Annotated in this window: 20 protein-coding genes; 12 read left to right on the top strand and 8 right to left on the bottom strand. The window is 71.7% G+C overall.

Annotation, left to right across the window (positions count from 1 at the left end):
* Window positions 1-165: 165 nt before the first annotated feature.
* From JF597_RS24725 to JF597_RS24685, 9 genes are all read left to right on the top strand, one after another.
* Window positions 166-2,286 (top strand): glycoside hydrolase family 27 protein, encoded by a 2,121-nt coding sequence (locus tag JF597_RS24725; protein ID WP_293998699.1) that lies wholly within the window; start codon window positions 166-168, stop codon window positions 2,284-2,286.
* A 14-nt stretch (window positions 2,287-2,300) separates the two neighbouring features.
* The gene (locus tag JF597_RS24720; RefSeq protein ID WP_293998697.1) at window positions 2,301-3,590 is read left to right on the top strand and encodes an extracellular solute-binding protein; all 1,290 of its coding nucleotides are present in this window, start codon (window positions 2,301-2,303) and stop codon (window positions 3,588-3,590) included.
* A gap of 1 nt (window position 3,591) precedes the next feature.
* Window positions 3,592-4,527: a carbohydrate ABC transporter permease gene (locus JF597_RS24715; RefSeq protein ID WP_293998694.1), complete on the top strand. Its 936-nt coding sequence runs from the start codon at window positions 3,592-3,594 to the stop codon at window positions 4,525-4,527.
* Window positions 4,527-5,375 (top strand): carbohydrate ABC transporter permease, encoded by an 849-nt coding sequence (locus JF597_RS24710; protein WP_293998691.1) that lies wholly within the window; start codon window positions 4,527-4,529, stop codon window positions 5,373-5,375. The genes JF597_RS24715 and JF597_RS24710 overlap by 1 nt, the downstream gene beginning before the upstream one ends.
* On the top strand, window positions 5,372-7,426 hold the full coding sequence (locus JF597_RS24705) for an alpha-galactosidase (RefSeq protein ID WP_293998688.1): 2,055 nt from the start codon (window positions 5,372-5,374) through the stop codon (window positions 7,424-7,426). The genes JF597_RS24710 and JF597_RS24705 overlap by 4 nt, the downstream gene beginning before the upstream one ends.
* A 209-nt stretch (window positions 7,427-7,635) precedes the next feature.
* The gene (locus JF597_RS24700) at window positions 7,636-8,409 is read left to right on the top strand and encodes a FadR/GntR family transcriptional regulator (protein WP_293998686.1); all 774 of its coding nucleotides are present in this window, start codon (window positions 7,636-7,638) and stop codon (window positions 8,407-8,409) included.
* A complete protein-coding gene (gene dgoD / locus JF597_RS24695) occupies window positions 8,406-9,551 on the top strand; it encodes a galactonate dehydratase (protein ID WP_293998684.1) in 1,146 nt (381 codons plus the stop codon). The genes JF597_RS24700 and dgoD overlap by 4 nt, the downstream gene beginning before the upstream one ends.
* Window positions 9,548-10,366: a hypothetical protein gene (locus tag JF597_RS24690; protein WP_293998682.1), complete on the top strand. Its 819-nt coding sequence runs from the start codon at window positions 9,548-9,550 to the stop codon at window positions 10,364-10,366. Before dgoD ends, JF597_RS24690 begins: the two co-directional genes overlap by 4 nt.
* 75 nt (window positions 10,367-10,441) lie before the next feature.
* Window positions 10,442-10,633 (top strand): hypothetical protein, encoded by a 192-nt coding sequence (locus tag JF597_RS24685; protein WP_293998679.1) that lies wholly within the window; start codon window positions 10,442-10,444, stop codon window positions 10,631-10,633.
* Between the two features lie 54 nt (window positions 10,634-10,687).
* Here the strand turns inward: JF597_RS24685 and JF597_RS24680 are convergent, their stop codons facing one another.
* On the bottom strand, window positions 10,688-11,608 hold the full coding sequence (locus tag JF597_RS24680; protein WP_293998807.1) for an NADP-dependent oxidoreductase: 921 nt from the start codon (window positions 11,606-11,608) through the stop codon (window positions 10,688-10,690).
* A 426-nt stretch (window positions 11,609-12,034) separates the two neighbouring features.
* Between JF597_RS24680 and JF597_RS24675 the strand changes: the two genes are divergently transcribed.
* From JF597_RS24675 to JF597_RS24665, 3 genes are all read left to right on the top strand, one after another.
* On the top strand, window positions 12,035-13,852 hold the full coding sequence (locus JF597_RS24675) for an ABC transporter ATP-binding protein (protein ID WP_293998677.1): 1,818 nt from the start codon (window positions 12,035-12,037) through the stop codon (window positions 13,850-13,852).
* 307 nt (window positions 13,853-14,159) lie between these two features.
* Window positions 14,160-14,828: an NUDIX domain-containing protein gene (locus tag JF597_RS24670; RefSeq protein ID WP_293998675.1), complete on the top strand. Its 669-nt coding sequence runs from the start codon at window positions 14,160-14,162 to the stop codon at window positions 14,826-14,828.
* A gap of 74 nt (window positions 14,829-14,902) precedes the next feature.
* Window positions 14,903-15,889, top strand: coding sequence for an aldo/keto reductase (locus tag JF597_RS24665; RefSeq protein WP_293998672.1), 987 nt, complete (start codon window positions 14,903-14,905; stop codon window positions 15,887-15,889).
* Here JF597_RS24665 and JF597_RS24660 read toward each other — a convergent pair.
* From JF597_RS24660 to iolD, 7 genes are all read right to left on the bottom strand, one after another.
* Window positions 15,883-17,892 carry a beta-galactosidase gene (locus tag JF597_RS24660; RefSeq protein WP_293998669.1) on the bottom strand — a complete coding sequence of 670 codons (2,010 nt, stop codon included), beginning with the start codon at window positions 17,890-17,892 and terminating at the stop codon, window positions 15,883-15,885. The genes JF597_RS24665 and JF597_RS24660 overlap by 7 nt on opposite strands.
* A complete protein-coding gene (locus JF597_RS24655) occupies window positions 17,889-19,211 on the bottom strand; it encodes a glycoside hydrolase family 36 protein (RefSeq protein ID WP_293998666.1) in 1,323 nt (440 codons plus the stop codon). Before JF597_RS24655 ends, JF597_RS24660 begins: the two co-directional genes overlap by 4 nt.
* Window positions 19,212-19,237: 26 nt before the next feature.
* Window positions 19,238-20,128, bottom strand: a complete 891-nt coding sequence (locus tag JF597_RS24650; RefSeq protein WP_293998664.1) for a carbohydrate ABC transporter permease — start codon at window positions 20,126-20,128, stop codon at window positions 19,238-19,240.
* A complete protein-coding gene (locus JF597_RS24645; protein WP_293998662.1) occupies window positions 20,125-21,105 on the bottom strand; it encodes a carbohydrate ABC transporter permease in 981 nt (326 codons plus the stop codon). Before JF597_RS24645 ends, JF597_RS24650 begins: the two co-directional genes overlap by 4 nt.
* Window positions 21,106-21,113: 8 nt before the next feature.
* Window positions 21,114-22,427, bottom strand: a complete 1,314-nt coding sequence (locus JF597_RS24640; protein ID WP_293998659.1) for an extracellular solute-binding protein — start codon at window positions 22,425-22,427, stop codon at window positions 21,114-21,116.
* Between the two features lie 320 nt (window positions 22,428-22,747).
* Window positions 22,748-23,467: a GntR family transcriptional regulator gene (locus JF597_RS24635; RefSeq protein ID WP_293998657.1), complete on the bottom strand. Its 720-nt coding sequence runs from the start codon at window positions 23,465-23,467 to the stop codon at window positions 22,748-22,750.
* A 21-nt stretch (window positions 23,468-23,488) separates the two neighbouring features.
* The gene (iolD, locus tag JF597_RS24630; protein ID WP_293998654.1) at window positions 23,489-25,360 is read right to left on the bottom strand and encodes a 3D-(3,5/4)-trihydroxycyclohexane-1,2-dione acylhydrolase (decyclizing); all 1,872 of its coding nucleotides are present in this window, start codon (window positions 25,358-25,360) and stop codon (window positions 23,489-23,491) included.
* Between the last annotated feature and the right edge of the window lie 294 nt (window positions 25,361-25,654).

Here is a 25,654-nt window from a genome sequence, read left to right as displayed (position 1 = left end):
CGGACGGTCTGCCCGGACGGCTCCCTCTCACCTGCTACTAAATTAGTAATTAATCTTGACACGGTTTCGGCCGCGGGCCACAGTCGTCGCCGTGACGCCGCGAGCCCGCTCCTGCAGCGCGGCCCGCGACTCGCGCTCCTGCTCCCCGACCCCCGGGAGACACCAGTGACTTCGCACCCGCCCGCAGCCGGACCCCGGCACCACCGGAGCACCCGGCCCGCCCTCGCGGCCGCCGCCGCGGTGGTCCTGGCCGCCACCGCTACCCCCGCCGCCGTCGCACGGACGGCAGTCGACCAAGGCGCGCCCGCCGCCTACGACAGCGGCCTCGCACCCACTCCCTACATGGGCTGGAACACCTACTACGGGCTCGGCGCGCCCACCGAGAAGGAGGTGCGCTCCGTCGCCGACAGGCTGGTCAGCAGCGGTCTGCGGGACGCCGGCTACGACATCGTCTGGCTGGACGGCGGCTGGCAGGCCGACAAACCCCGGGACGGCCGGGGCCGGTTGACGGCCAACCCGGACCGCTTCCCCTCCGGCATCCCGGCCCTCGTCTCCTACCTGCACGAACGCGGGCTCCGGGCCGGCATCTACACCGACGCCGGCACCTACGACGGCGGAAAGAGCTGCGGACTCGGCAGCCGTGGGTACTACGACCAGGACGCCCGGCAGTTCGCGAGCTGGAAGATCGACGCGATCAAGGTCGACTTCCTGTGCGGGATCGGCGCGAAACTCGATCCGGGCCCCGCCTACAAGGAGTTCAGCGACGCGGTCGCCAAGTCCGGCCGCAGGATGCTGCTGAACCTCTGCAACCCGCTCACCGACGACTGGGGCCTGCCGCACACCCCCGAACAGGACGCCCACAACACCTACGTCTACGCTCCGGCGATCGCCGACTCCTGGCGCACCGGCACCGACATCGCCTGGGGCACCCCCAGCCCCGGCGAGTGGCCGAACGTCCTGCGCAACATGGACGCCAACGCCTGGCACCCCGAGGCACAGGGCCCCGGCCACTACAACGACCCCGACTACCTCATCCCCATGCGGAAGACGGCCGACGGGACGTACGAGCTCACCCAGGAGGAGTCCACCACCCAGTTCGTGATGTGGGCCGAGATGGGCTCGCCGCTGATGCTGGGCTCCGACCCGCGGACCCTGTCCGACTCGATGCTCGTCACGCTCCGCAACCCCGAGATCATCGCCGTCGACCAGGACCCCCTCAGCGTCCAGGGCGTACGGGTGGCGACCGACTCGACCGGTGACGTCTACAGCAAGGTCCTGCAAGGGCACGGGCAGCGCGCGGTCGTCCTGCTCAACCGCTCGGACCAACCGGCCGAGCGCACCGTGCAGTTCGCCGACACCGGTCTCGGCGGCCCGGTCCGGGTCCGCGACCTGCGCGCGCGTGCCGACCGGGGCACGCACACCGGGTCGTACACCGTCGAGGTCCCCGCGCACGGCACCGCCTTCCTCAAGCTGACCGGCGCCGACGCCCTGCCGGGAACGGACCTGGGCGTGACCGCCACGGCGAGCCCGGCGGTGGCGAGCGACGGCTCCACGTTCTTCCGGGGGCCGCACGGCTCGCTCGTCCGGAGGACCGACGGGAGGACCGAGAACCTCGGCGGTCCGGTCCCGGGAGGAATCCTCGGCCAGCCCGCCGCGTACGCCTCCGGCGGCGGCCGGGTCGACGTCTTCGTGCGCGGCGCCGACTCCCTGGCGTACCGGAGGGTCCACGCCGGCGGCCGCTGGGGGCACTGGCAGTCCCTGGGCGGGCGGCTGACCGACGCGCCGTCCGTCGCGTTCACCGATCCCGCCCACTGGACGCTGTTCGCGCGCGGCGCCGACGGCACGGTCGTGCAGCGCGGCCCGGCGTCCGGCTGGTCGTCGCTCGGCGAACCCGGGGACCGGACGGTGTACGGCCGTCCGTCCGCCGTCGTCGACGCCCAGGGGCGCGTCCACGTCGCCGTACGCACCGCCGCCGACGACGTGTGGACGCGGACCCGGGACACGTCGGGGGAGTGGTCCGACTGGACCTCGCTCGGCGGGACCGTCAGCGGCAGCCCGACGCTGGTCGCCGTCGGTGACGCGGTGCTGCTGTACGCGCGGGCCGCCGACTACACGCTCTGGCAGCAGCGGTACGCCGACGGCGCCTGGCAGGGCTGGAGCAAGCGGCAGGAGTTCCCGAGCGCCGCGTTCGACGGCGCGCTCGGCGCGGTCGCCGGCCCGGACGGAGCCGTGGACGCGGCCTTCCGCGGTGTCGACGGCCACGTGTACCGGACCCGATTCGAGTGAACGAGGAATCCACCATGTCCCATCCCCAGACCAGCAGACGGCGGTTCCTCGCCGGACTCGGTGCCACCGGGACCGCGGCACTGCTCAGCGGCTGCGTCACCTCCACCTCCTCCGCCAAGGGCTCCTCGACGGGCGCGGTGACCCTCCAGTCCAACCTGTCCGCCCCGCAGGCCAAGGCCGCCATGGAGGACCTGGTCGCGGCGTACGGCAAGAAGGGTTCCGGCAGGGCCGGCCTCAACACCGTCGCCGCCGAGACCTTCCGCACCCAGCTGCCGACCTACCTCACCTCGGCCAATCCGCCGGACGTGTACACCTGGTACCCCGGCTCCGTGGCGGACGCCTACGCCAGGAAGAACCTGCTGCTCGACCTCGACGAGGCGTGGAGCACCTCGCCCGACCTCAAGCGGTACACCAAGGCGCTGAACCAGCTCTGCACCGCGAGCTCCGGCAAGAAGGTCTTCGTGCCCAACACCTACTACTGGTGGGGCATGTTCTACCGGAAGTCCAGCTTCGCCAAGTGGGGCGTGAGCGAGCCCACGAGCTGGGACGGCTTCCTCGACCTGTGCGACAAGCTCAAGAGCAAGGGCATCGCGCCGATCGGGCTCGGCGCCGGCGGCAACACCCCCTGGGTGGCGTCGGCCTGGTTCGACTACCTCGACATCCGGATCAACGGCGCCCGCTACCACCGTGAACTCCTCGCCGGGAAGCACCGGTTCGACGACCCGGAGGTGCGCAGGGTCTTCGACCGCTGGCAGGAGGTGCTGCCGTACTTCGACCCGAACGGCACCGCCCTCGCCTTCCAGGACGCCACGACCGCCCTGCTGGGCGGCAAGACCGGCATGATGCTCATCGGCACCTTCTTCGCGGACTCGGCCCCAAGAAGCGCCCTGGACGACATCGACTTCTTCCGCTTCCCCGTCATCGACCCCAAGGTCCCGCTCGCCGAGGAGGCGCCCGTCGACGGCTACTTCGCCAGCGCCCGCACCGGCCGCCGGGACCAGGTCCTCGACCTGATGAAGTACCTCGCCACCGCAGAGGCCCAGGAGACCTACATCAAGGGCTCCTCCGGGACCGTCCTGCCCTGCAACCCGGATGCGAAGGACGCCGGCACCGCGCTCGTGAAGAAGGGCCGTGCCCACGTCGCGGAGGCCGCCGAGATCACCCAGTTCTTCAACCGGGACTCCAGCGACGCCCTCCAGCCCACCGCGGACACCGCCCTGACCAGGTTCCTGGCCGAGCCGAAGCAGATCGGCGGCATCCTGACCGACTGGCAGCGCGATGCCCAGAAGATCTGGAACGCCTGACGTGGCCGTGCTGACCGCCCCCGACCGGAAGTCCCCGGCCCGCATGCCCGTGAGCGGCACGCGGGCCCGGGGCCCCCGGCGCACCCCGCCGCTGGTCCTCGCCTTCGTCCTGGTCCCGCTGCTAGCCGAGGCCCTGTGGGTGTTCTGGCCCGCGCTCCAGGGCTTCTACCTCGCCCTCACCAAGTGGGACGGTGTCTCCCCGCCGCAGTTCGTCGGCCTGGGCAACTTCCGGGAGATGGCCCACGACGACGTCTTCCGCAGCGCGCTCGGGCACACCGTCCTGTGGCTGGTCCTCTTCGGCGGCCTGTCCGCCGTCCTCGGCCTCGCCGCCGCGCTGCTGCTCCAGCAGGAACGGCGCGGGGTCGGCTTCTACCGGGCCGCACTGTTCCTGCCGGTCGTCTTCTCGCTGGTCGCCACCGCCCTGGTCTGGCAGGCGGTCTACCAGCCCGACGGCGTCCTGAACCGGGTGCTGGAAGGGGTGGGTCTCGGCAGTCTCCAGCACGCCTGGCTCGCCGACCAGGACACCGCCCTGTACGCGGTGATCGTGCCCGCCCTGTGGCGCCAGATCGGCTACGTCATGGTCCTGTACCTGGCCGGTCTCAAGGGCATCGACCCGGCGCTCCACGAGGCCGCCAAGGTCGACGGGGCGAGCGCCTGGCAGCGGTTCCGGCACGTCACGCTGCCCCAGCTGCGCAGTGTCAACGCGGTCGTCCTGTCCGTCATCGTCATCGACTCGCTGCGCTCCTTCGACGTCGTCTGGTCGCTCACCCGCGGCGGCCCCTACCACTCGTCCGAGCTGCTGAGCACCTACATGTACTCCACCGCCTTCCAGTCCCTGCGCCTCGGCTACGGCTCCGCCCTGGCCGTCGTCATCTTCGTCCTCGCCTTCGGGGTCATCGCCTCCTACCTCGTCCGCGCCTTCCGGGAGGCCGACTGATGTCCGCCGACTCCTCGGCGCTGCGCCGCAGAAGAGCGGCCACCGCCGGATTCCACCTCGGTGCCGGCGCCCTGTCCGTGCTGTGGCTGCTGCCCATCGCCCTGGTCCTGGTGACCAGCCTGCGCACCTTCGACGACATCGCCGCCCACGGCCTGGGCAGTTGGCCGCACTCCTTCACGCCGGCCAACTTCGGCCAGGCCTGGACCGACGGCGGCCAGCAGCGGGCGCTGATCAACAGCCTGCTCGTCACCGTCCCGTGCGTCCTGGTGACCCTGACCCTCGCCGCGATGGCCGCGTTCGCCCTCAGCCGTTACGAACTCCCCTTCCGGCGGACCCTGTTGCTGCTCATGCTCGGCGGCAACCTGCTGCCACCGCAGATCCTGCTCATCCCGGTGTCCAAGCTCAGCGAAGTGATGGGCGTCTACGACACCCTGCCCGCGCTGACCGGCGTGCAGATCGGCTTCGGCGTCGGCTTCTACGTCTTCGTCCTGCACGGGTTCATGCGGTCGATCCCGGTGGAGATCCAGCAGGCGGCCGTCGTGGACGGCGCCGGCCCCTGGCAGATCTTCTGGCGGATCATCCTCCCGCTGACCCGCCCCGCCCTGGCCGCCCTCAGCGCGCTGTCCTTCACCTGGATCTTCAACGACCTGCTCTGGGCGATCACCGTCCTGCGCAGCGACACCAAGATGCCGATCACCGCCGCGCTCATCGGACTCCAGGGCCAGTACGTGTCGATGTGGAACGTGATCGCGGCAGGGTCCGTGATCGCCGCCGCGCCCACGGTCGCCGTCTTCCTGCGCTTCCAGCGGCACTTCGTGGCCGGCCTCAACCTGGGAGCGGTGAAGTGACGTACGGGCGCTGGACCTTGCGCACGGAGCACACCAGCTACACCGTCCGGCTCTCCCCGGACGGTCCCTGGGCGGAGCTGGACGCCTGGGGACCGCTGGGGGTCGAGGACGGTCCGTCCGCCCTGGACTGGTCCCACCGCACCCACTTCATCACGCCCGCCGACGCGGCCCCGGCCGAGTACCTGCCCCACGGGCTGCGGCCGTTCACGGGGTCCGAACTGGTGGCGGGTGAGGGCCGTGGCGTGTGGTGGGAGTTCGACGGGGCGGAGGAGGCGGAGGGGTCTCTTCGGCTCGCCTTCACGGACGAGCTGATCGGCCTGCGCACCGTCCTCTGCTACCGGACCGTCCCCGGCACCGACGTGATCCTCCGCTGGGCCGAGTTCACCGCCAGGGCCGAACTCCGCCTGGAACGGCTCGACTCGGCCGCCGTCACCGTCCCCGTCAGGGGTGCGGCCCGGCTGACGTATCTCTCCGGCCAGTGGTCGCAGGAGTTCCAGCACACCCGGCTCGACCTCACCAGGGGCACGTTCAGTATCGGCAGCACGCAGGGTGCGCCCGGCCACGCGTACGCGCCCTGGCTCGCCGTGCAGGACGGGGACGCCACCTACGGCGTCGCCCTCGAATGGCCCGGCAACTGGCACATCACGGCGGAGGCCGAGCCGGGCGGTGCCGTACGGGTCCGCGCCGGGCGGGTCCCGCACGAGGGCGCCGTACTCCTGGCGGCCGGCGACACCCTTGCCACTCCCCGCCTCGCCTGCGCCTTCAGCCCTGACGGCCTCGGCGGTCTGTCCCGTGTCTGGCACCGCTACGAACGCCACCTGGCCGGCGACCGGCTGCACCGCCCCCGCAAGGTCCTCTACAACTCCTGGGAGGCCACCGGCTTCGACGTCGACGCCGCCGGGCAGCTGGAGCTCGCGAAGGCGGCCGCGGACATCGGAGCCGAGCTGTTCGTCGTCGACGACGGCTGGTTCACCGGCCGCACCGACGACACCGGGGGACTCGGCGACTGGTACCCGGACCCGCAGGCCTTCCCGCAGGGCTTCGGCCGGTTCGTCGGGGAAGTCCGCGCGCTCGGCCTGGACTTCGGCCTGTGGGTGGAGCCGGAGGCGGTCAGCCCCGGCAGCCGGCTGTACGCCGAACACCCCGAGTGGGTCTACCGCATCGACGGCCGCCCGGCCCGGCTCGTCCGCAACCAGCTGCTGCTCGACCTGGGCCGGACCGACGTCCAGGACTTCGTCGTCGGCACCCTCGACCGGCTGCTCGGCGCCTACGGCATCGGCTACCTGAAGTGGGACATGAACCGTCCGCCCACCGAACGCGGCCGCCCCGGCACCGGTACCGCCGCCCCGGCCGACCTGGACGCCGAGCACGTCGCCGGGTACCTGCGGGTCCTCGACCACCTGCGCGCCGCCCACCCCGACGTCACCGTGGAGGGCTGCGCCGGCGGCGGCGGACGGATCGAGCACGCCACCCTCGCCCGTACCGACGTCGTCTGGCCCAGCGACAACACCGCGCCGATGGACCGGCTCCGCATCCAGCACGGCTTCCTGCACGCCCACGCGCCCCACACCATGAGCTCCTGGGTCACCGACGCCCCCGGCATCTTCGACCCGCGCCCGCGCAGCCTCGCCTTCCGCTTCGTCAACGCCATGTGCGGAGTCCTCGGGATCGGCGCCGACCTGCGCGCCTGGACCCCGGAGCAGCGCGCCGAGGCCGCCCGGTGGACCGCCCGCTACAAGGAGGTGCGGGACGTCGTCCACCACGGCGAGGCCCGGCTGCTCGGGACGCCGGACGACCCCACCTGCGGCGTGCAGTACGACGCCGGTGACCGGACCGTCGTCGCCGCGCTCTCCACCGGCCGCCTCGACGGCGCACCGCTGCTGCCCGGCCGCCCCGACCGGCTCCGGCTGCGCGGCCTGGACCCGGCGGCCCGCTACCGGGACACGGCCACCGGGACGTCGTACGGCGGGGCCCATCTGCTCCACCACGGCCTGCCGTTCGCGTGGAGTGCCGAGCACGATGCCGACCTGGTGGTGCTGAGCCGCCTGTAGGACGCATATGTTTCCAGCAGCTCATCCTCCAAGGAGCCCGATGGACCAGTCCGTACGACGGTACGGCGCCCGCTTCGCCGGCCGCACCGCCGTGGTGGACGGCGGCCGGAGCGTGGTGAAGGGTCCCGCATGATGCCCTTGGACCAGAACGTGGACCAGAACGTGGACCATGACGTGGACCAGAACGTGGAAGAGAAAGGCTGTACGACATGACGCCCTACGCCCGCCGCGGTGTGCACGGCCAGACCGTGGAGGCCCTGGCGCGCCGCATCCTGGGCGGCGAGATCCCGGAAGGGGCCACGCTGGACCTGGTGGCGCTGCAGAGCGAGCTCGACGTCAGCCTCACCGCCCTGCGCGAGTCCCTCAAGGTGCTCGCCGCCAAGGGCATGGTCGACGCCCGCCAGAAGCGCGGCACCTTCGTACGGGCCCGCGCGGACTGGAACCTGCTCGACGCCGACGTGCTGCGCTGGCAGTTCGAGGGCGGCCCCACGACCAGCGCGGAACGGTCACTGCTGCGCAATCTCGCCGAGGTCCGCGCCATCATCGAACCGGCCGCCGTCCGGCTCGCCGCCGAGCGCCGTACCGAGGCCGACCTGCTGCTGCTGGAGACGGCCGTGGAGGCGATGGGGCGGCAGGAGGCCGACCCCGGCCACGCCGTCGACGCCGACCTCGCCTTCCACCGCGCCCTGCTGGCGGCCACCCACAACGAACTGCTCGAACGCATGGAGATGGTGATCGAGTCGGGACTCGCACACCGCGACCGGATCGTGCACAGCTCCCCGCACAGCGAGGACCCGGTCCCCGCGCACCGCGCCGTCCTGGACGCCGTACGCGACCGCGACCCGCAGGCGGCCGAGACGGCCATGCGGGCCCTGCTCGACCAGGCGGGCCGCGACCTGGCACGGCTCGACAGCCCCGAAGAGGGGACCGGTCCGGCCGAGGCGGCCGGGTCCGACGACACGGAAGGCAGTGGCGGCCGGTGAAGATCGAGCGGATAGAGACCTTCCTCGTCGCGCCGCGCTGGCTGTTCTGCCGCGTCGAGACCGACGACGGAGTGGTCGGCTGGGGCGAACCCGTCGTCGAGGGCCGCGCCGAGGTCGTCCGCGCAGCCGTCGACGTCCTCGCCGAGTACCTGGTGGGGCAGGACCCGCTGCGCATCCAGGACCACTGGCAGGTGCTCACCAAGGGCGGCTTCTACCGCGGCGGTCCGGTGCTGTCGAGCGCCGTCGCGGGCCTCGACCAGGCCCTGTGGGACATCGCGGGCAAGACCTACGGCGCGCCCGTGCACGCCCTGCTGGGCGGTCCGGTGCGCGACCGGGTACGGGTCTACGCCTGGGTCGGCGGCGACGAACCCGCCCAGCTGACCGAGCAGATAGCCGCCCAGGTGGCGGCCGGCTTCACCGCGGTGAAGATGAACGGCGCCGGGGCCACCTCACCGCTGGCCACGGCCGCGGAGACGGCGGCGGTGGTGGCCCGGGTGGGCGCCGCCCGCGACGCCCTCGGCCCGGACCGGGACGTCGCCGTCGACTTCCACGGCCGCTTCACCGCCGCCACCGCTCGCCGCGTCCTCACCGAACTCGCCCCGCTGCACCCGCTGTTCGTGGAGGAACCCGTCGTACCCGAGCAGGGCCACCTGCTGCCCGGCCTGGTCGCCGCGAGCCCGGTGCCGCTGGCCACCGGCGAACGCCTGTACTCGCGCGCCGAGTTCCTGCCCGTCCTCGCCGCCGGCGTCGCGGTCGCCCAGCCGGACCTCTCCCACGCCGGCGGCATCTCCGAGGTGCACCGCATCGCCTCCCTCGCCGAGACCTACGGCGCCCAGCTCGCCCCGCACTGCCCGCTCGGCCCCATCGCCCTCGCCGCCAGCCTCCAAGTCGCCTTCGCCACCCCGAACTTCCTCATCCAGGAGCAGAGCCGGGGCATCCACTACAACAAGGACGCCGACCTCCTCTCCTACCTCGTCGACCCCGCGCCCTTCCGCTTCGTGGACGGCCACGCGCACCGCGGTGACGCCCCCGGGCTCGGCATCACCCTCGACGAGGCGGCCGTCCGCGCGGCCGACCGCGCCGGGCACCGGTGGCGCAACCCGGTGTGGCGGCACGCCGACGGCTCCTTCGCGGAGTGGTGACCGTGCCCCTCGACGTCGTGACCGACCTCGCGCACGGCGGCCGCTGGACCTCGCTGCGGCACGGTGGCCGTGAATGGCTGTGGCGGCGCGAGAGCCCCGAACGCGACGGCGCCGCACCCGGCGGCGCGTTCGTGGACGCTGGAGGGCTGGAGGAGTGCGTCCCGACCGTGCGCGGCACCCCCGATCACGGGGACGTCTGGTCCCGGCCCTGGACGCGGGACGGCGCCGGGGAGACCGTCCGCTGCGACCGCTTCGCCCTGACCCGCACGCTGCGCCGTACGGACGACGGTGTGGAGGCCGCCTATGTCCTCGCGGCCGAGCCCGGTTTCCGCTTCCTCTGGGCCGCCCACGCTCTCCTGGACCTCTCCGAGGAGGCCGTCGTGCGGGCCCGGGAGGGGGCGCCCACCCGGCTGTTCCCGGAGGCGGCACCCCTGCTGGGCCGTCCCTGGCCGGACGGCGCGCCCTGGGTGGCGGGTGACTGGCCGGCACCCCAGGGGCTGCGGCTCGACCGCTTCGGGCCGGACGACGGTACGGCGGTCGGGGCCGTGGTGGAGGGCGGCCGCTGCTGTGTGCACGACGGCGCGGACCGGCTCGCCCTGGCCGTCGAGTCGCAGGGGCAGCCGCTCTCCGTCGCCCTGTGGCGCAACCTCGGCGGCTTCCCCGCCGGCCGGCCCTATCGCAGTACGGGCGTCGAGCCGATGCTCGGCCGCGTCTTCGACCTCGCCGACGCGGGCCCCGACGACGCCGCCCGCGTCCCCGCCTCGGGCGAGGCCCGCTGGCGGCTCACCGTCACCGCCGGCTGCCGCTGTTCGTGAGACACGAGGTCCCTGAGGCACAACGTCCCTGCGACACAACGCCCTTGACACGCAAAACTGCTGAAGGACACGGAAGTGGCCCGCTCGTGGAGCTGCGAGCCGCCCGCGCCGCCCCCGGGACCGGCCGTGTACCTCGCGGACCACGGCGTCCCGGCCCACCGGCTGCCGGCCGTCGACGACGACCCGCCGGGCCGCCGGGTGCGGGACCGGTGGCGGGAGGGCTCCGGGACCGTCCGGCGTCAGCCGGTCAAGGCGACGGACCCGTAGCGGCGCCGTCGCCGGGCCCGCCGGCGCGCGCGGCCGCCCTCGTACCGGCGGCCCTCAGTCCTCCGTCACCCGGATGATCGTCCGGCCGGGTGTGCGCTTCTCCGGGGTGAACGCGGCGATCGCCTCGGTCAGGGGCCGGACCGCGCCGACGACCGGCCTGAGGCGTCCGTCCCGCAGCCGTGCGGCGAGGTCGGTGAGGCGTGCGCGGTCGGGTTCGACGACGAAGAAGACCGCCCGGCCGTCCGCGGGGTGGACGGTGACCGGATGGGCGATGGTGACCAGCGTGCCGCCGGGGCGCACCAGCGCCGTGGAGCGGTCGAGGATCTCGCCGCCGATCACGTCGAGCACCACGTCGACCTCGCCGATGTCCTCCAGCCGGTCGGCCTGGAGGTCCACGAAGGCGGTCACGCCCAGGTCGAGGGCGAGGTCGCGGTCGGCCGCCCGCCCGGTGCCGATCACCCGCGCGCCCGCCTCCCGGGCCAGCTGCACGGCGATGGAGCCGACGCCGCCCGCGGCACCGTGGATCAGCACCGTCTGCCCGGTGGTCAGGCGGCCGTGGTCGAAGAGGCCCTGCCAGGCGGTGAGCCCGGAGACCGGCAGGGCGGCGGCCGTGACGTGGTCGACGTCGGCCGGGAGCGGGGCGAGGTTGCGGGCCTCGACGGCGGTGTACTCGGCGAGCGTGCCGTCGCGGGCCCAGTCGGCGAGCCCGAACACCCGCTGGCCGACGGTCAGTCCGGTGGTGCCGTAGCCCAGCCCGGTGACCACGCCGGACAACTCGTGGCCGGGCACGCTCGGCGTGCGGTCGCGGCCGGCCCGGTCGGTCCAGGTGGCGGGCCAGGTCAGCTCGCCGGGCGTGAACCCGGCGGCGTGCACGCGCACGATCACGTCGTTCTCCGCGGCGTGCGGGTGCGGCAGCTCGGTGAGGGCGAGGCCGCCGACCCCGGCGTCCCGGTCCCTGACGGTGACTGCTCGCATGAGGGGTTCTTCGGGGAGAGACATGAAGGGTTCCTCGCAGAGAGTGGGGGAGTCGCGGTGACGAGCAGGCGACGCCCGTCGTGACCCATCTCAGCGCCCCGCGCCGGGCCCTGCCACCGCGGACGGCGGCGGACCGGGGAGCGACGGGCTGCACCGTCGTCACGCCCCCGACCCTACGACGGAACCGGCCCGCGACCATGGGCCACTTTCACCCCCGTCAAGCGGGCCACTTCGCGCTGTCCGGGTCGCCGTCGGCGGGCAGAACCGTCGGCCATGTGTTCGCTCCGTAGTCACCGACGAAAAAACACGTGGACCGGGAGGCTGTCGTCGCGGGAGACTTCCCTTTCCTGACCTGCCGATTCCAGGCCGCCGCGGACCATGTGGCGGCCGGCTCGGCATGCCGCGCGACGACTACACAGGGTTGAGATGACATCCTCTGTCGATTTACCTGCGACGGGACCGCGCAAGGGCGCGGTGCTGCTCGCGCTTCGCTATTACGGACGGGAGCTGGCCCGGCTCAAGTGGCTCACGCTGCCCGGGATGCTGCTGCCGGCACTCGGCAACATCGGAATCAACTACCTGGCCCCGCTGGTCGTGGCCAAGCTGATCGGCCGGATCGCCGACGGCCACGGCCTGGACCTGCGCGCCACCCTGCCGTACGTCCTCGGCTTCGCCGGCGTCCTGCTGCTGGCGGAGGCGTTCTGGCGGGTCGGTCTGCACTGCCTGAACCGTCTGGACGCCCTTGGCATCGAGCACCTGTACGTCATCGGCATGGACGAACTGTTCGCCAAGGACGCCGCGTTCTTCCACGACAACTTCGCGGGATCGCTCACCAAGCGGGTGCTGAGCTTCGCCACCCGGTTCGAGGAGTTCGGCGACACGCTGACCTTCAACATCGTCGGCAGCTTCGTGCCGCTGGCGTTCGGTTCGGTGGTGCTGTGGCGCTACGAGCCGCTGCTCGTCGTCGCGCTCCTCGCGATGATCGCGGTGACGGCGGTGTGCGTGTTCCCGCTGATCCGCCGCCGCCAGCGGCTGGTCGACCAGCGTGAGGAGGCGATCGCCCGGGTGTCGGGGCACGTCGCCGACAGCCTGATGAACATGGACACGGTCCGGGCGTTCGCCGCCGAGGAACGGGAGGCCGCCGAACACCGGTCGCGGGTCGCCGAGTCGCGGCGGCGCACCCTGCGCTCCTGGGACTACGGCAACCTGCGCATCGACACGTTCGTCGCGCCGATGTCCGTGGCGACCAACGCGGTGGGCCTGCTGCTCGCGGTGACGCTGGCGGGCGGCGGGCACAGCGTGGAGGCGGTGGTGGTCGCCTTCACCTACTACACCAACGCGACCCGGATCATGTTCGAGTTCAACCAGATCTACCGGCGCATGGAGAGCTCGATGACGGAGGCGGCCCAGTTCACCGAACTGCTCCTCGAACCGCCGACCGTCGTCGACCCCCCGGCCCCGGAGCCGCTCGCGCCCCGGGGCGCCGACGTCCGCTTCGAGAAGGTCTCCTTCACCCACGCGGGCGCCAAACCGCTGTTCGAGGGGCTGGAGCTGGACGTGCCCAGCGGGTCGAAGTTCGGGTTCGTCGGGCGGTCGGGCGGCGGCAAGACCACGCTGACCCGGCTGCTGCTGCGGATGACCGACATCGACGCCGGACGGATCATGATCGGCGGCCAGGACATCAGCCGGCTGCGCCAGGCCGACCTGCGCAGCCAGATCGCCTACGTCCCGCAGGATCCGGCGATGTTCCACCGCACCCTGCGGGACAACATCGCCTTCGCCCGTCCGGACGCCACCGACGCCGAGATCCGGCTGGCCGCCGAGGCCGCGCACGTCACGGAGTTCGCCGACGCGCTGCCGGACGGGTTCGACACGATGGTGGGGGAGCGTGGCGTCAAGCTCTCCGGCGGCCAGCGCCAGCGGGTCGCGCTGGCCCGGGCGATCCTCAGGGACGCTCCCGTCCTGCTGCTGGACGAGGCGACCAGTGCGCTGGACTCGGAGAGCGAGATCCTCGTCCAGGAGGCGCTGTGGCGGCTCATGGAGGGGCGCACGGCGCTGGTGGTGGCGCACCGGCTGAGCACGGTCGCCTCCATGGACCGGCTGGTGGTCCTCGACCGCGGCCGCATCGTCGAGCAGGGCACGCACCACGAGCTGCTCGCCGCGGAGGGCACCTACGCCAAGCTGTGGCAGCACCAGTCGGGTGGGTTCCTGGACGAGGGGCCGCGGCCTGCCGAAGTGCACTAGGCGCTGCGCTGGAGGGGCCGGGGGCGCGTCGTCGGTTGGCTGCGGCATCGTCGTGGCTGGTCGCGCAGTTCCTCGCGCCCCTTTGGGGGCGGGGGTGCGTTGTCGGTTGGGTGTGGCGTCGTGGTGGCTGGTCGCGTGGTTCCTCGCGCCCCTTTGGGGGCGGGGGTGCGTTGTCGGTTGGGTGTGGCGTCGTGGTGGCTGGTCGCGTGGTTCCTCGCGCCCCTTTGGGGCGCGTTGGCGGGCGGGTTGGTGGTAGACAGGTGATCATGAGTGATCTTTCTGCCACCGGGCGACCGGCGGGCTCCCGGTGACCGCCGGGATCGACACCCCCGACCGCCGGGGCCGTACCGGACTCGACCGCACCGGTCTGGAGCTGACCGGCAACCCGCGTGTGAAGGTCCGGGAGGTGAAACTCCTGTCCAGCCACTGGTACGTCGAGCGTGCCACCACCTTCGACTACCGGCACGCCGACGGCACCTGGCACACCGAGGAACGCGAGACCCACGACCGGGGCAACGGGGCCACGCTCCTCCTCTACGACGCCGAGCGCGAAACGGTCCTGCTCACCCGCCAGTTCCGCTTCCCGGTGTACGTCAACGGCCACCCCGACGGCATGCTGGTCGAGACCCCGGCGGGCCTCCTGGACGACGAGGCCGAGCACCCGGAGCACGCGGTCCGCCGCGAGGTCGTCGAGGAGACCGGCCACACCGTCGGCGAGGTCGAGCACGTCTTCGACGTCTACATGAGCCCGGGCTCGGTGACCGAACGGATCTCCTTCTACGCGGCCGCCTACGGCCCCTCGACCCGCACCCACGAGGGCGGTGGCCTGGACGAGGAGGGCGAGGACATCGAGATCCTCGAACTCCCCTTCCGGCGCGCCCTGGAGATGATCCGGACGGGCGAGATCGCCGACGCCAAGACGATCATGCTGCTGCAGTGGGCGGCCCTGGACGGACCGTTCGCCGTACGCTCTTGACTTCACGTGCACTTCAAGCCGAAGACTCACCACCGTGCACCCGAACCCCCGGGTGCGCGAACGGAGGAGACGGCATGAAGTACCGCACGATCGGCACCGCCCCGGGGACCCGCCGCGAGGTGAGCGTCCTCGCGCTCGGCGCCATGCTCTTCGGGTCCCGCACCGACGAGAAGACCTCCTTCGCCGTCCTCGACCGCTATGTCGAGGCCGGCGGGAACTTCGTCGACACGTCCGACAACTACGCCTTCTGGGAGGACGGCGGCCAGGGCGGCCAGAGCGAGGAACTGCTCGGCCGCTGGCGGCGCAGCCGCGGGATCGGCGACGAGGTCGTCATCGCCACCAAGCTCGGCGCCCGCCCCCTCGCCCCCGGGACGAGTTACACCGACAACCCGGAGGGACTGTCCGCGAAGGTGATCCGGGAGTCGGCCGAGCGCAGCCGTGAACGCCTCGGCGTCGAGAGGCTGGACCTGCTGTACGCCCACATAGAGGACCCCACCGTCCCGCTCCGCGAGACGGTCGAGGGGTTCGGCGCTCTTGTCGCGGAGGGCACCGTCGGCCTGCTCGGCGCCAGCAACCACGCCGTCTGGCGGCTGGAACGCGCCCGCGCCCTCGCCGCCGCGGCCGGTCTGCCCGGCTACGAGGTGCTCCAGTACCAGCACAGCTACCTGCGCCCGCGCACCGACATCCCCGACGACCTGTTCCCCGACGGCAGCCTCGGCTCCGCCGACGCCCAGCTGCGCAGCTACCTGCGCGCCGAACCGGACCTCACGCTGGTCGCCTACTCACCGCTGCTCAAGGGCGCCTACACCCAGCCGGGCAGGCACCTGCCCGCCGACCACGACCACCCCGGCACCTCGGCCCGCCTCGCCGCACTGGACGAGGTGACCCGGGAGACCGGGGCCACCCGCAACCAGGTCGTGCTCGCCTGGCTGCTGGGCGGGCCGCTGCCGGTCGTCCCGCTGGCCGGGGTGTCGTCCGTGGCCCAGCTGGAGGAGAACCTCGCCGCCGTGGACCTGGAGCTCACGCCCGGCCAGCGCGCCCGCCTGGACGCAGCTCACTGACCGCGCGGCTCCCGTACGACGGCGACCTCGCCCGGCGCCACGGTGACCGTGCCGTCGGCGGGCTTGCCGGACAGCAGCTCCACCGATCCCGCCGCGACCGGGACTTCGGCGCCCTCGCCGGTGTGGTCGATCACGAACACGTAGTCCGCGTCCGTACCGCGCCGCACGGCGACCTCCACGCCGGCCGGTGCGGTGCGGCCCGCCGCCACGCCCGCCTCGGCGCGGATCCGGCCGAGCAGTTCCGCCAGGGTGTCCGCGTCGGGCAGCGTGGCCAGGTACCAGGCGGTGCCGGCGCCGTAGCCGTGCCGGGTCACCGCGGGCACCCCGGCGAGCGGACCGTCGGCGTACGCGGTCACCGCCTCCGCGCCCGCCAGCCGTACCCGCTCCGACCAGAGCGAGCCCGTGCCGCCCTCGCCGAGCGTCACCCGCTCCTCGGGCAGCAGCGGGAACAGCTCGTCCGTGTGCACGCCGAGGAGCTCCCGGAAGGCCCCCGGGTAACCGCCCAGCCGGACGTGGCAGTTCTCGTCCACCGCGCCGCTGTGGAAGCCGACGGCCAGCGTGCCGCCGGCCTCCGCGAAGGCGGTCAGGTTCGCCGTGCCCGTGTCGTCCACCAGGTACAGGCTCGGGGCGAGCACCACCTTGTACGCCGACAGGTCCGCGTCCGGGCGGACGAAGTCCACCGCCACGCCGGCCCGCCACAGTGGCTCGTACCAGGCGCGGACCACGTCCAGGTAGCGCAGCCGCTCGCTGGGCTGCGAGGGCAGCTCCACGGCCCACCGGGCGTCCCAGTCCCAGACGACGGCCACCTCGGCGGTGCCGGTGCTCCCGCGCACCTCGGCGAGTGCCTGGAGATCGGCGCCCAGCCGGACCACGTCCCGCCAGATCTGGCTGTCGGTCCCGGCGTGCGGCAGCATCGCCGAGTGCCACTGCTCGGCACCCGCCTTCGCCGCCCGCCACTGGAAGTAGCAGATGCCGTCCGCGCCGTGCGCCACATGCGCGAGCGCGTTGCGGCGCAGCTCACCTGCGGTCTTCGCGCGGTTCACGGGCTGCCAGTTGACCGCGCCGGTGGAGTGCTCCATCAGCAGCCACGGCCCGCCGGCCAGCGACCGCATCACATCGCCGCTGAGCGCGACGTCGATCTGCGACTCGGGGTCGGCGGACATCAGGTAGTGGTCGTTGGCCACCACGTCCAGCTCCGGTGCCCACCGCCAGTAGTCGAGGGCGTCGAAGTTGTACATCACCATGAAGTTGGTGGTGGCGGGAATGGCCGGGGCCGCCGCCCGCAGGACGTCCCGCTCCGCCTTGTACAGCGACAGCAGTTCGTCCGAGCAGAACCGCCGCCAGTCCAGCTGGTGCGTCGGGTTGGGTACGGCACCGGTCGCGCGGGGCGGCAGGATCTCGTCCCAGTCGTAGTACCACTGGCTCCAGAAGGCGGTGCCCCAGGCGTGGTTGAGGGCGGCCAGGTCGTCGGCGTACTTCGCGCGCAGCCAGCGGCGGAAGGACTCCGCGCTGGTGTCGCAGTAGCAGGCCGCGTTGTGGCAGCCGTACTCGTTGTGGACGTGCCACATCTTCACGGCCGGGTGGCTCGCGTACCGGTCGGCGATCGCGCCCGCGATGCGCAGCGCGGCCGCGCGGTAGGCGGGGCTGCTCGGGCAGAACGTCTGGCGGCTGCCGTAGGACAGGGTGCGCCCGTCGTGGTCCACCGGGAGCGCCTCGGGGTGGGCGCGGAAGAACCAGGCCGGCGGGGCGGCCGTCGGGGTGGCCAGGTCGGCGGCGATCCCGTTCTCGTGCAGGAGGCCGAGGATCCGGTCCATGCGGGAGAAGTCGAAGACGCCCTCGGACGGTTCCAGCAGCGCCCACGAGAAGATGCCGACGCTGACCATGTTCACGCCCGCCTCGCGCATCAGGCGGACGTCCTCGTCCCACACCTCCTCGGGCCACTGCTCGGGGTTGTAGTCGCCACCGTAGACGATGCCCGGGACGGAGAGGGTACGGTCGTTCATCGGTTGGCTCCGGTAACTCCGTTGAGAAGGCGGCGGGTCGTCGCCACGCCCCACTGGTCGAGGGAGAGCAGCCGGTCGCTGGAGGCGACCAGGCCGCCGACGGCCTCCACGTGCGCCGCCCAGCGCGCACGCGTCTCCACGGCGGGGCGGGCCATCAGGCAGTCGGGGTCGTTGACCCAGAGGCGGTTGTGCTGCCACTGGCGGCCGGCGCCGGTGAACTCGGCCGGGTCCTGGCCGGGCTGGCTGAAGTCGTCCGCCTCGGGGCGGCGGTGCGGGGCCGTGTCCGGGCTGACCCGCATCGCGTCGAACAGGCCGATGGAGGGCAGCATCGGCGCGCCGCAGCCGAGGAGGTAGGCGTCCGCGCCGATGGCCTCCCGGATCAGCGCGATGCCCCGCCGGTACGCGGTCAGCGCGTCCGCGCCCGAGTGCCGTACGCCGTCCAGCGCGCCCGCGTAGAGGAAGTCGACCTTGAAGTAGTCGTAGCCCTCCGCGCGCAGCGTCGCGAAGACGTCGGTCAGGTACGCCGCGGCGGCGGGGTGGGTGGTGTCCAGGACGTACAGGTCGTGGCCCCAGTTGCGGCCCGCGTGCAGCGGGTTGCCGTCGGGGTCGCGGACCAGCCAGTCCGGGTACGTCTCGGCGAGCGCGCTCGCCGGGTCGACCAGGAAGGGCGCCGTCCAGATGCCCGCCCGGCGGCCGCGGGCGCGGATGGCGTCCGCGATGTCCCGCCGCGAGCGGAAACGGCCGGAGAGGGTCAGCCAGTCGCCCAGGGCGCTCTGGTAGCCGTCGTCGATCTGTACCACGTCGATCGGCAGGTCGAGGGTGTCCATCGCCCGCAGGTTCTCGTGGATGTCGTCCTCGGTGACGGCCGTGAAGTACTCGTACCAGGAGCACCAGACGGTCGGCGCCGGGCGGGGTGCGGGCACGGCCAGGGCGCCGGCCCAGTCGGCCAGCACGGACTGGATGTCCGGCCCGGTCCACTCCTTGACCGGGCCGTCGGCCTCGACCTCCGCGACCCCGGCCGCGACGGTCAGCCGTACCGAGGGAACCTCGTGCAGCGGGTCGGCCGCTGCCCAGAGCCGGACCGGGGAGCCGTCGCCCGGGTCGAGGGCCAGCAGGCCCTCGCCCTGGAAGGCCCCGGCGGGGACGGCACGGCCGGGGCGGTAGCAGACGGTCGCCCAGTTGGCGTTGGTCGGGCGGTACGGGGCCGCGCCGAGGGCGTAGGCGCCGCTCGGCGACCAGGACTGCCAGCCCTCCTCGTGGACACGGGCGGTGCGCGTGTCCACGGGCACGGAGGCGACCGGGGTGAACGGGTTGTGCACGAGGTTCTCTTTCGGACGGGGCCGGATCAGCCCTTGGCGGAGCCCAGGGTCAGACCGCTGACGAACTGCTTCTGCAGCGCGAAGTACACGAGCAGCGTCGGGATCGCGGTGAGCAGGGAACCGGCGGCGACCAGGTTCGGGTCGGTGAAGTACTGGCCGGAGAGGTTGTTCAGCGCCGAGGTGATCGGCATGTTCTCACCGGTCGAGATCAGCACCAGCGCCCAGAAGAAGTCGTTGTAGATCCAGATCGACAGCAGGGTCGCCAGGGCCGCCATGGCGGGCCGGCACAGCGGCAGCGTGATCTGCCAGTACAGCCGCCACACCGAGGCGCCGTCCACCAGCGCGGCCTCGGTCAGCTCGTGCGGCAGCGAGCGCATGTAGTTCGACAGCACGAACGCGCAGAACCCGGACTGGAACGCCACGTGGATCAGGACCAGGCCGAGCGCCGAGTCGTACAGCTTGCCGCTCGCGGTGATGCCCGGCAGGTTCGTCAGCAGGTACATCCGGTACAGCGGTGTGATGATGACCTGCTGCGGCAGCAGGTTGCCGGCCGTGAAGACCAGCAGCAGGAACAGGTTGACCCGGAAGTCGAAACGGGCGACGTAGAACGCGACCATCGACGACAGGAACAGCGTGAGCAGCACGGCCGGGACCGCGATGACCAGCGTGTTCATGAAGTAGTGGGTCATGTCCGACTGCTCGAACGCGTTCTTGAAGTTGTCGAAGTTCAGCGTGTGCGGCCAGGACAGGTAGCCGCGGTTGCTGGTCTCGCTGTACGGGCGCATGGCCGAGAAGATCGCCCACAGCAGCGGGGCGAGCCACGCCAGGGCCGTCAGGGCCAGGAACGTGTGCAGCAGGACGCGGGCCGGGCGGATCGGGTTGCGCTGCTTGGGCAGTGCGCTGCTCACGGTGCTCATGCGCGGCGCTCCTTCCGGAAGGTCGCGATCAGGTAGGGAATGATCACGATCAGGGAGATGAACAGCAGCACCACCGCGATCGCCGAGCCGTAACCGATGCGGCTGGACTCGCCGATGATGTTGTTGGTCACCAGGATGGAGAGCAACTCGGTGCCCTGGGCGCCCTTGTTGAAGACGAAGACCAGGTCGAAGGCGCGCAGCGCCTCGATGATGGTCACGACCAGGACGATGGTGTTGGTCGGGCGCAGCGTCGGGAAGATGACGTTCTTGAACGTCTGCCACTCGTTGGCGCCGTCCAGGGCCGAGGCCTCCCGCAGCGACGGGTCGACGCTCTTCAGGCCGGCCAGGTACAGGATCATCATGTAGCCGGTGTGCCGCCAGGACGCGGCGACCAGGACCGCCCACAGGTTGAGGTTCGGGTCACCGATCCAGTCGATGTAGTGGCCCGGCTTGTTGGCGCCGATGATGCTGTTGATCAGGCCCGTGTCCGGGTTGTAGATCAGCTGCCAGACGAACCCGATGCAGGCCAGGGAGATGACGACCGGGAGGAAGAACGCCGTCTGGTAGACCCGGCTGAACCGGATCTTCTTGTCCAGCTGCACGGCCAGGAACAGGCCGAACGGGGTCGGGATCAGGATGAGGACGACGAACCAGATGACGTTGTGCTGGACGGCCGGCCAGAACTGCGGGTTGTCGGTGAAGAGCTGCTGGAAGTTGTCGAGCCCGACCCACTTGATGGAGTCGAAGCCGATGCCGTCCCATGAGGTGAAGGCCAGGAGGATCGAGGCCAGGGCGGTCACCCAGACCAGGAGGACATGGAGGATCGTCGGCACGCCCGCCATGAAGGCGAGGACGATCCGGTCACGGCGGGTCAGCAGGCGCTTGTGGCCCTGCTGGACCCGCTTCTTCTCGGACGCGCGCCCAGGAGGCGGCACGGCGGCCGCCTCCTGGGACTTCGTGGGGGTGTCAGTCGACATTCGGGAACTCACTGGGACGCGAAGATCGTCTTCTTCTGGCGCTCGATGGACGAGAGCAGGTTGTCGATGTCCTTCGGGTTCTGCAGGAACTTCTGCAGGCCGGGCTGCATCACGGTGGAGGTGAAGTCCGGGCGGGAGTCGCGGTCCATGAACTGGGTGAGGTTCTTGGCGCCGCTGATCATCGTGTACGCCTTCTTCTGCAGCGCGGTGTACGACGAGGTGTCGGCCTTGCTGGAGGCGGCCACCACGCTGGAGTCGGCCTTGAGGTAGATCTGCTCCGCCTCCGGGGTGCCCAGGTACTCCATGAGCTTGACGACGCCGTCGTGGTTCTTCGGGGACTTGCTGACCATGAAGCCGTCGGTGGGCGCCTCGACGGTGTCCTGGCCGTAGGCGGAGTTGATCTCCGGGAAGGCGAAGAAGTCGAGGTCGTCCAGGTCGGCCTTGTTGGTGAACTGCTGGGCCACGAAGGAGCCGAGGACGTACATGCCGGCCTTCTTGGACACCAGGGTCTGCGCGGCGTCCTGCCAGGTGCGGCCCATGAAGCCGTCCTGGTGGTAGGGGAGGATCTCGGCCCAGTGGTCGAAGACGGCCTTGACCTTGGGGTCGGTCCACGCCTCCTTGCCCGCCATCAGTGACTTGTGGAAGTCGTAGCCGTTGAGGCGGAAGTTGATCTGGTCGAAGGTGCCCATCGCCGGCCAGGCGTCCTTGTCGCCGAAGGCGATCGGGACCAGGCCGTCGTTCTTCATCTTCTTGCACAGCGCGACGAACGCCTCCCACGTGGTGGGGACTTCGTAGCCCTTGGCCTGGAAGACGCTCTTGCGGTAGAAGATCGCCCAGGGGTACGTGTACAGCGGGACGAAGTAGTACTTGCCGTCCTCGCCCTTGCTGAGCTGCTTCATCGCGTCGGGGAAGTTGTCCCCGATCTTCGCCCACACGTCGTCGATCGGCGAGGCCAGGTTCTTGGCCGCGAAGAACTGCATGCGGTAGCCGGCGAACCAGGTGAACACGTCGTCCGGCGTGCCCTGGAGGTAGGAGTTGATCTGCTCCTGGAAGGTGTTGTGGTCCTTCGTGTTGACATCGACCTTGATGCCGGACTGCTTGGTGAAGGCCGCGTAGATCTCCGCGAAGGCCTTCTTCGGCACGGCGTCGGACGAGTTGGAGCCGAGGCTGACGGTCTTCGGGTCGGAGGAGGACCCGCTGCCGCCGCAGGCGGAGAGCAGGGGTATGCCGGCGCCGGCGAGGAGGGCGGCCGAACCGGCACCGCGCAGGACGTTACGGCGGCTCGGACCCGGCACGTGAAGACCGGACGGGGAGATGCGCATGGCGGCTCCTGAGTAACAGGGTTCGGCAAGGGGAAGAGTTGATCTTCGAAAGGTCCCGAAACCGATCAGAAACCAACTCGGCCGAACATCGTGGGCGCAATAACAGCCGGTTGTCCGCTCATGCGTCAATAGCCTGCGTCTCTCTCGCCCGTCTCTTGCCCGAAACGTAATCGACATGGTCGCCTGCCGGTTTGTTGAACAAAGCGGTACGACCGAGCCCCCACGGGACAAACTCCGTGGGAGCTCGTGTGCGGGCGTGTTGGTTTCCGGCGGCGCGACCTGCGGTCAAACCCGCCGCAACCGGCCCGCCACGGCCCGTTCTACGGCCGTACCAGCAGCTGGAAGTCGAAGGCGTAGCGGGACGCCCGGTAGACGTGGCTGCCGTACTCCACCGGCCGCCCGGTGTCGTCGTACGCCGTGCGCTGCATGGTGAGCAGGGCAGCGCCCTCCTTCTCGTCGAGCCGTACGGCCTCCTCGGCGGTGGCGCTGCGGGCGCCCACCGTCTGCCGGGCGCTGTGCAGGGTGATGCCGGCCGTGCGCATCATCCGGTACAGACCGGTCGACTCCAGCCGCTCCGTGTCGAGTTCGAGCAGGGCGGCGGGCAGGTAGTTGCACAGGAACGCCACCGGCTGGCCGTGCGTGCAGCGCAGCCGCTCCAGGACGACCACCTCCGCGCCCTCCGCGATCCCGAGCGCGGCGGCCACCTCGGCGGTCGCCGGGATCCGCTCGTTGCGCAGCACCCGGGTGGTCGGGCCCTGGCCGGCCGACTCCAGGTCGTCGTAGAGGCTGCTCAGCTCCAGCGGCCGCTTGACCTGGCTGTGCACCACCTGGGTGCCCACGCCCCGGCGGCGCACCAGGAGGCCCTTGTCGACGAGGGACTGGATGGCCTGGCGGACCGTGGGCCGGGACAGGCCGAGCCGCACCGACAGGTCGATCTCGTTGCCCAGGAGGTTGCCCGGGGCGAGCACCCCGTGCTCAATGGCCTCCTCCAGCTGCTGGGCGAGCTGGTAGTAGAGCGGAACCGGGAGCCACCGGGACACCTCCTTCCGGGGGTCGGGGGATCACAGGTGCCGGCGGCGGTCGGCGACCTGCCGGTCGTACTCCTCGCGGGCGTGCACGGCGGCCTCGCGGGAGGCGGTCTCGGCGACCGGCACGTCCCACCAGGCCTCGGCCCCGGGGGCGGTCGGTGCCGGGTCGGTCTCCACGTACACGCACGTCGTCCGGTCGCTCGCGCGGGCCGCGGCGAGCGCCTCGCGCAGCTCCCGCACGGTCTTGGCGCGCAGCACCTCCATGCCGAGGCTGGCCGCGTTGGCGGCGAGGTCCACCGGCAGCGGCGCCCCGCCGAAGGTGCCGTCGGCGGAGCGGAAGCGGTAGGCGGTGCCGAACCGCTCGCCGCCGACCGTCTCGGAGAGGCCGCCGATGGAGGCGTACCCGTGGTTCTGGATCAGGACCAGGTTGACGGGCAGCCCTTCCTGGACGGCGGTGACGATCTCGGTCGGCATCATCAGATAGGTGCCGTCGCCCACCAGCGACCAGACCACCGCGTCCGGGGCCGCCTGCTGGACGCCGATGCCGGCCGGGATCTCGTAGCCCATGCAGGAGTAGCCGTACTCCAGGTGGTACTGGCGCGGCGAGCGGGCCCGCCACAGCTTGTGCAGGTCGCCCGGGAGCGAGCCGGCCGCGTTGATGACAACGTCGTCATCGCCCACCACGGCGTCGAGGGCCCCGAGCACCTGGGTCTGGGTCGGCACGGCGTCCTCGTCGTCCGCGCGGTAGGCGGCCTCGACGACCGCGTCCCACCGCTCCTTGCCGGCCCGGTACTCCGCCTCGTAGGCGCCGTCCACGCGGTGTCCGGACAGCGCCTCCGCGAGCGCCTCCAGGGCGGCCCGCGCGTCCGCCACGACCGTGCGCGCGGCCAGCTTGTGCGCGTCGAAGCCGGTGATGTTCAGGTTCAGGAAGCGGACGTCCGGGTTCTGGAAGAGGGTGCCGGAGGCGGTGGTGAAGTCCGTGTACCGGGTGCCGACGCCGAGGACCAGGTCGGCGGTGCGGGCCAGGTCGTCGGCGACGGCGGTCCCGGTGTGCCCGATCCCGCCCAGGTCGGCCGGATGGTCGTGGCGCAGCGAGCCCTTGCCCGCCTGGGTCGAGGCGACGGGGATGCCCGTGGCCTCCACAAGGGCCCTCAGGGCGCCTTCCGCGCGGCTGTGGTGGACTCCGCCGCCCGCCACGATCAACGGCCGCCGAGCGGCCCGCACGGCGCTCACGGCCTCCGCGAGCTCCACGGGGTCGGGGGCGGGCCGCCGGACCCGCCACACGCGCTCCGCGAAGAACTCCTCCGGCCAGTCGTACGCCTCCGCCTGGACGTCCTGGGGGAGGGCCAGGGTGACCGCGCCGGTCTCGGCCGGGTCGGCGAGGACCCGCATGGCGTTCAGCGCGGAGGGGATCAGCGCCTCGGGGCGGGTGATCCGGTCGAAGTAGCGGGAGACGGGGCGCAAGGTGTCGTTGACGGAGACGTCGAACTCCGTCGGATGCTCAAGCTGCTGCAGCAGCGGATCGGGCGCGTGGCTCGCGAAGTAGTCGCCGGGCAGCAGGAGCACCGGCAGCCGGTTGACGGTGGCCAGGGCGGCGCCGGTCACCAGGTTGGTGGCGCCCGGCCCGATGGACGTGGTGACCGCCTGCGCGGAGAGCCGGTCCAGCTGGCGCGCGTGGCCGACCGCGGCGTGCACCATGGACTGCTCGTTGCGGCCCTGGTGGTACGGCATGACGTCGCTGTACTCGAGGAGCGCCTGGCCGATCCCGGCCACGTTGCCGTGGCCGAAGATGCCCCAGGTGCCGGCGATCAGCCGGTGCCGGACGCCGTCGCGCTCGGTGTACTGGGCGGACAGGAACCGCACCAGCGCCTGGGCGACGGTCAGGCGGGTGGTCGGCTGGCTCATGGGGACCTCACTCGGACGGGGTGGTGGAGAGGGCGGGCCGGCGTCCCGCTCCGCCCGGGTGAGGGGTACGCCCGTCGGGAGCGGGTAGAGATCGCCTTCGGAGCGGGTTGGGCAGTGCCCCTCAGGTGTAGATCGGGGCAGGTCACGCTGTCAATGGTTTGTACTTACATTCGGACCTGAATGTGAAATGATGTCTTAACAAAGTATTGACAGCGGGCCTCACAGGGACTTGTATCCCGTCCCAACGCACAGCAGTGACCCGGGCCACTTCCGACGGCCCGGGCCCGGGGATCC

It is taken from the genome of Streptomyces sp. (assembly GCF_019510245.1).
Classification (GTDB): domain Bacteria; phylum Actinomycetota; class Actinomycetes; order Streptomycetales; family Streptomycetaceae; genus Streptomyces.
This window is presented reverse-complemented; position numbering and strand designations above follow the sequence as displayed.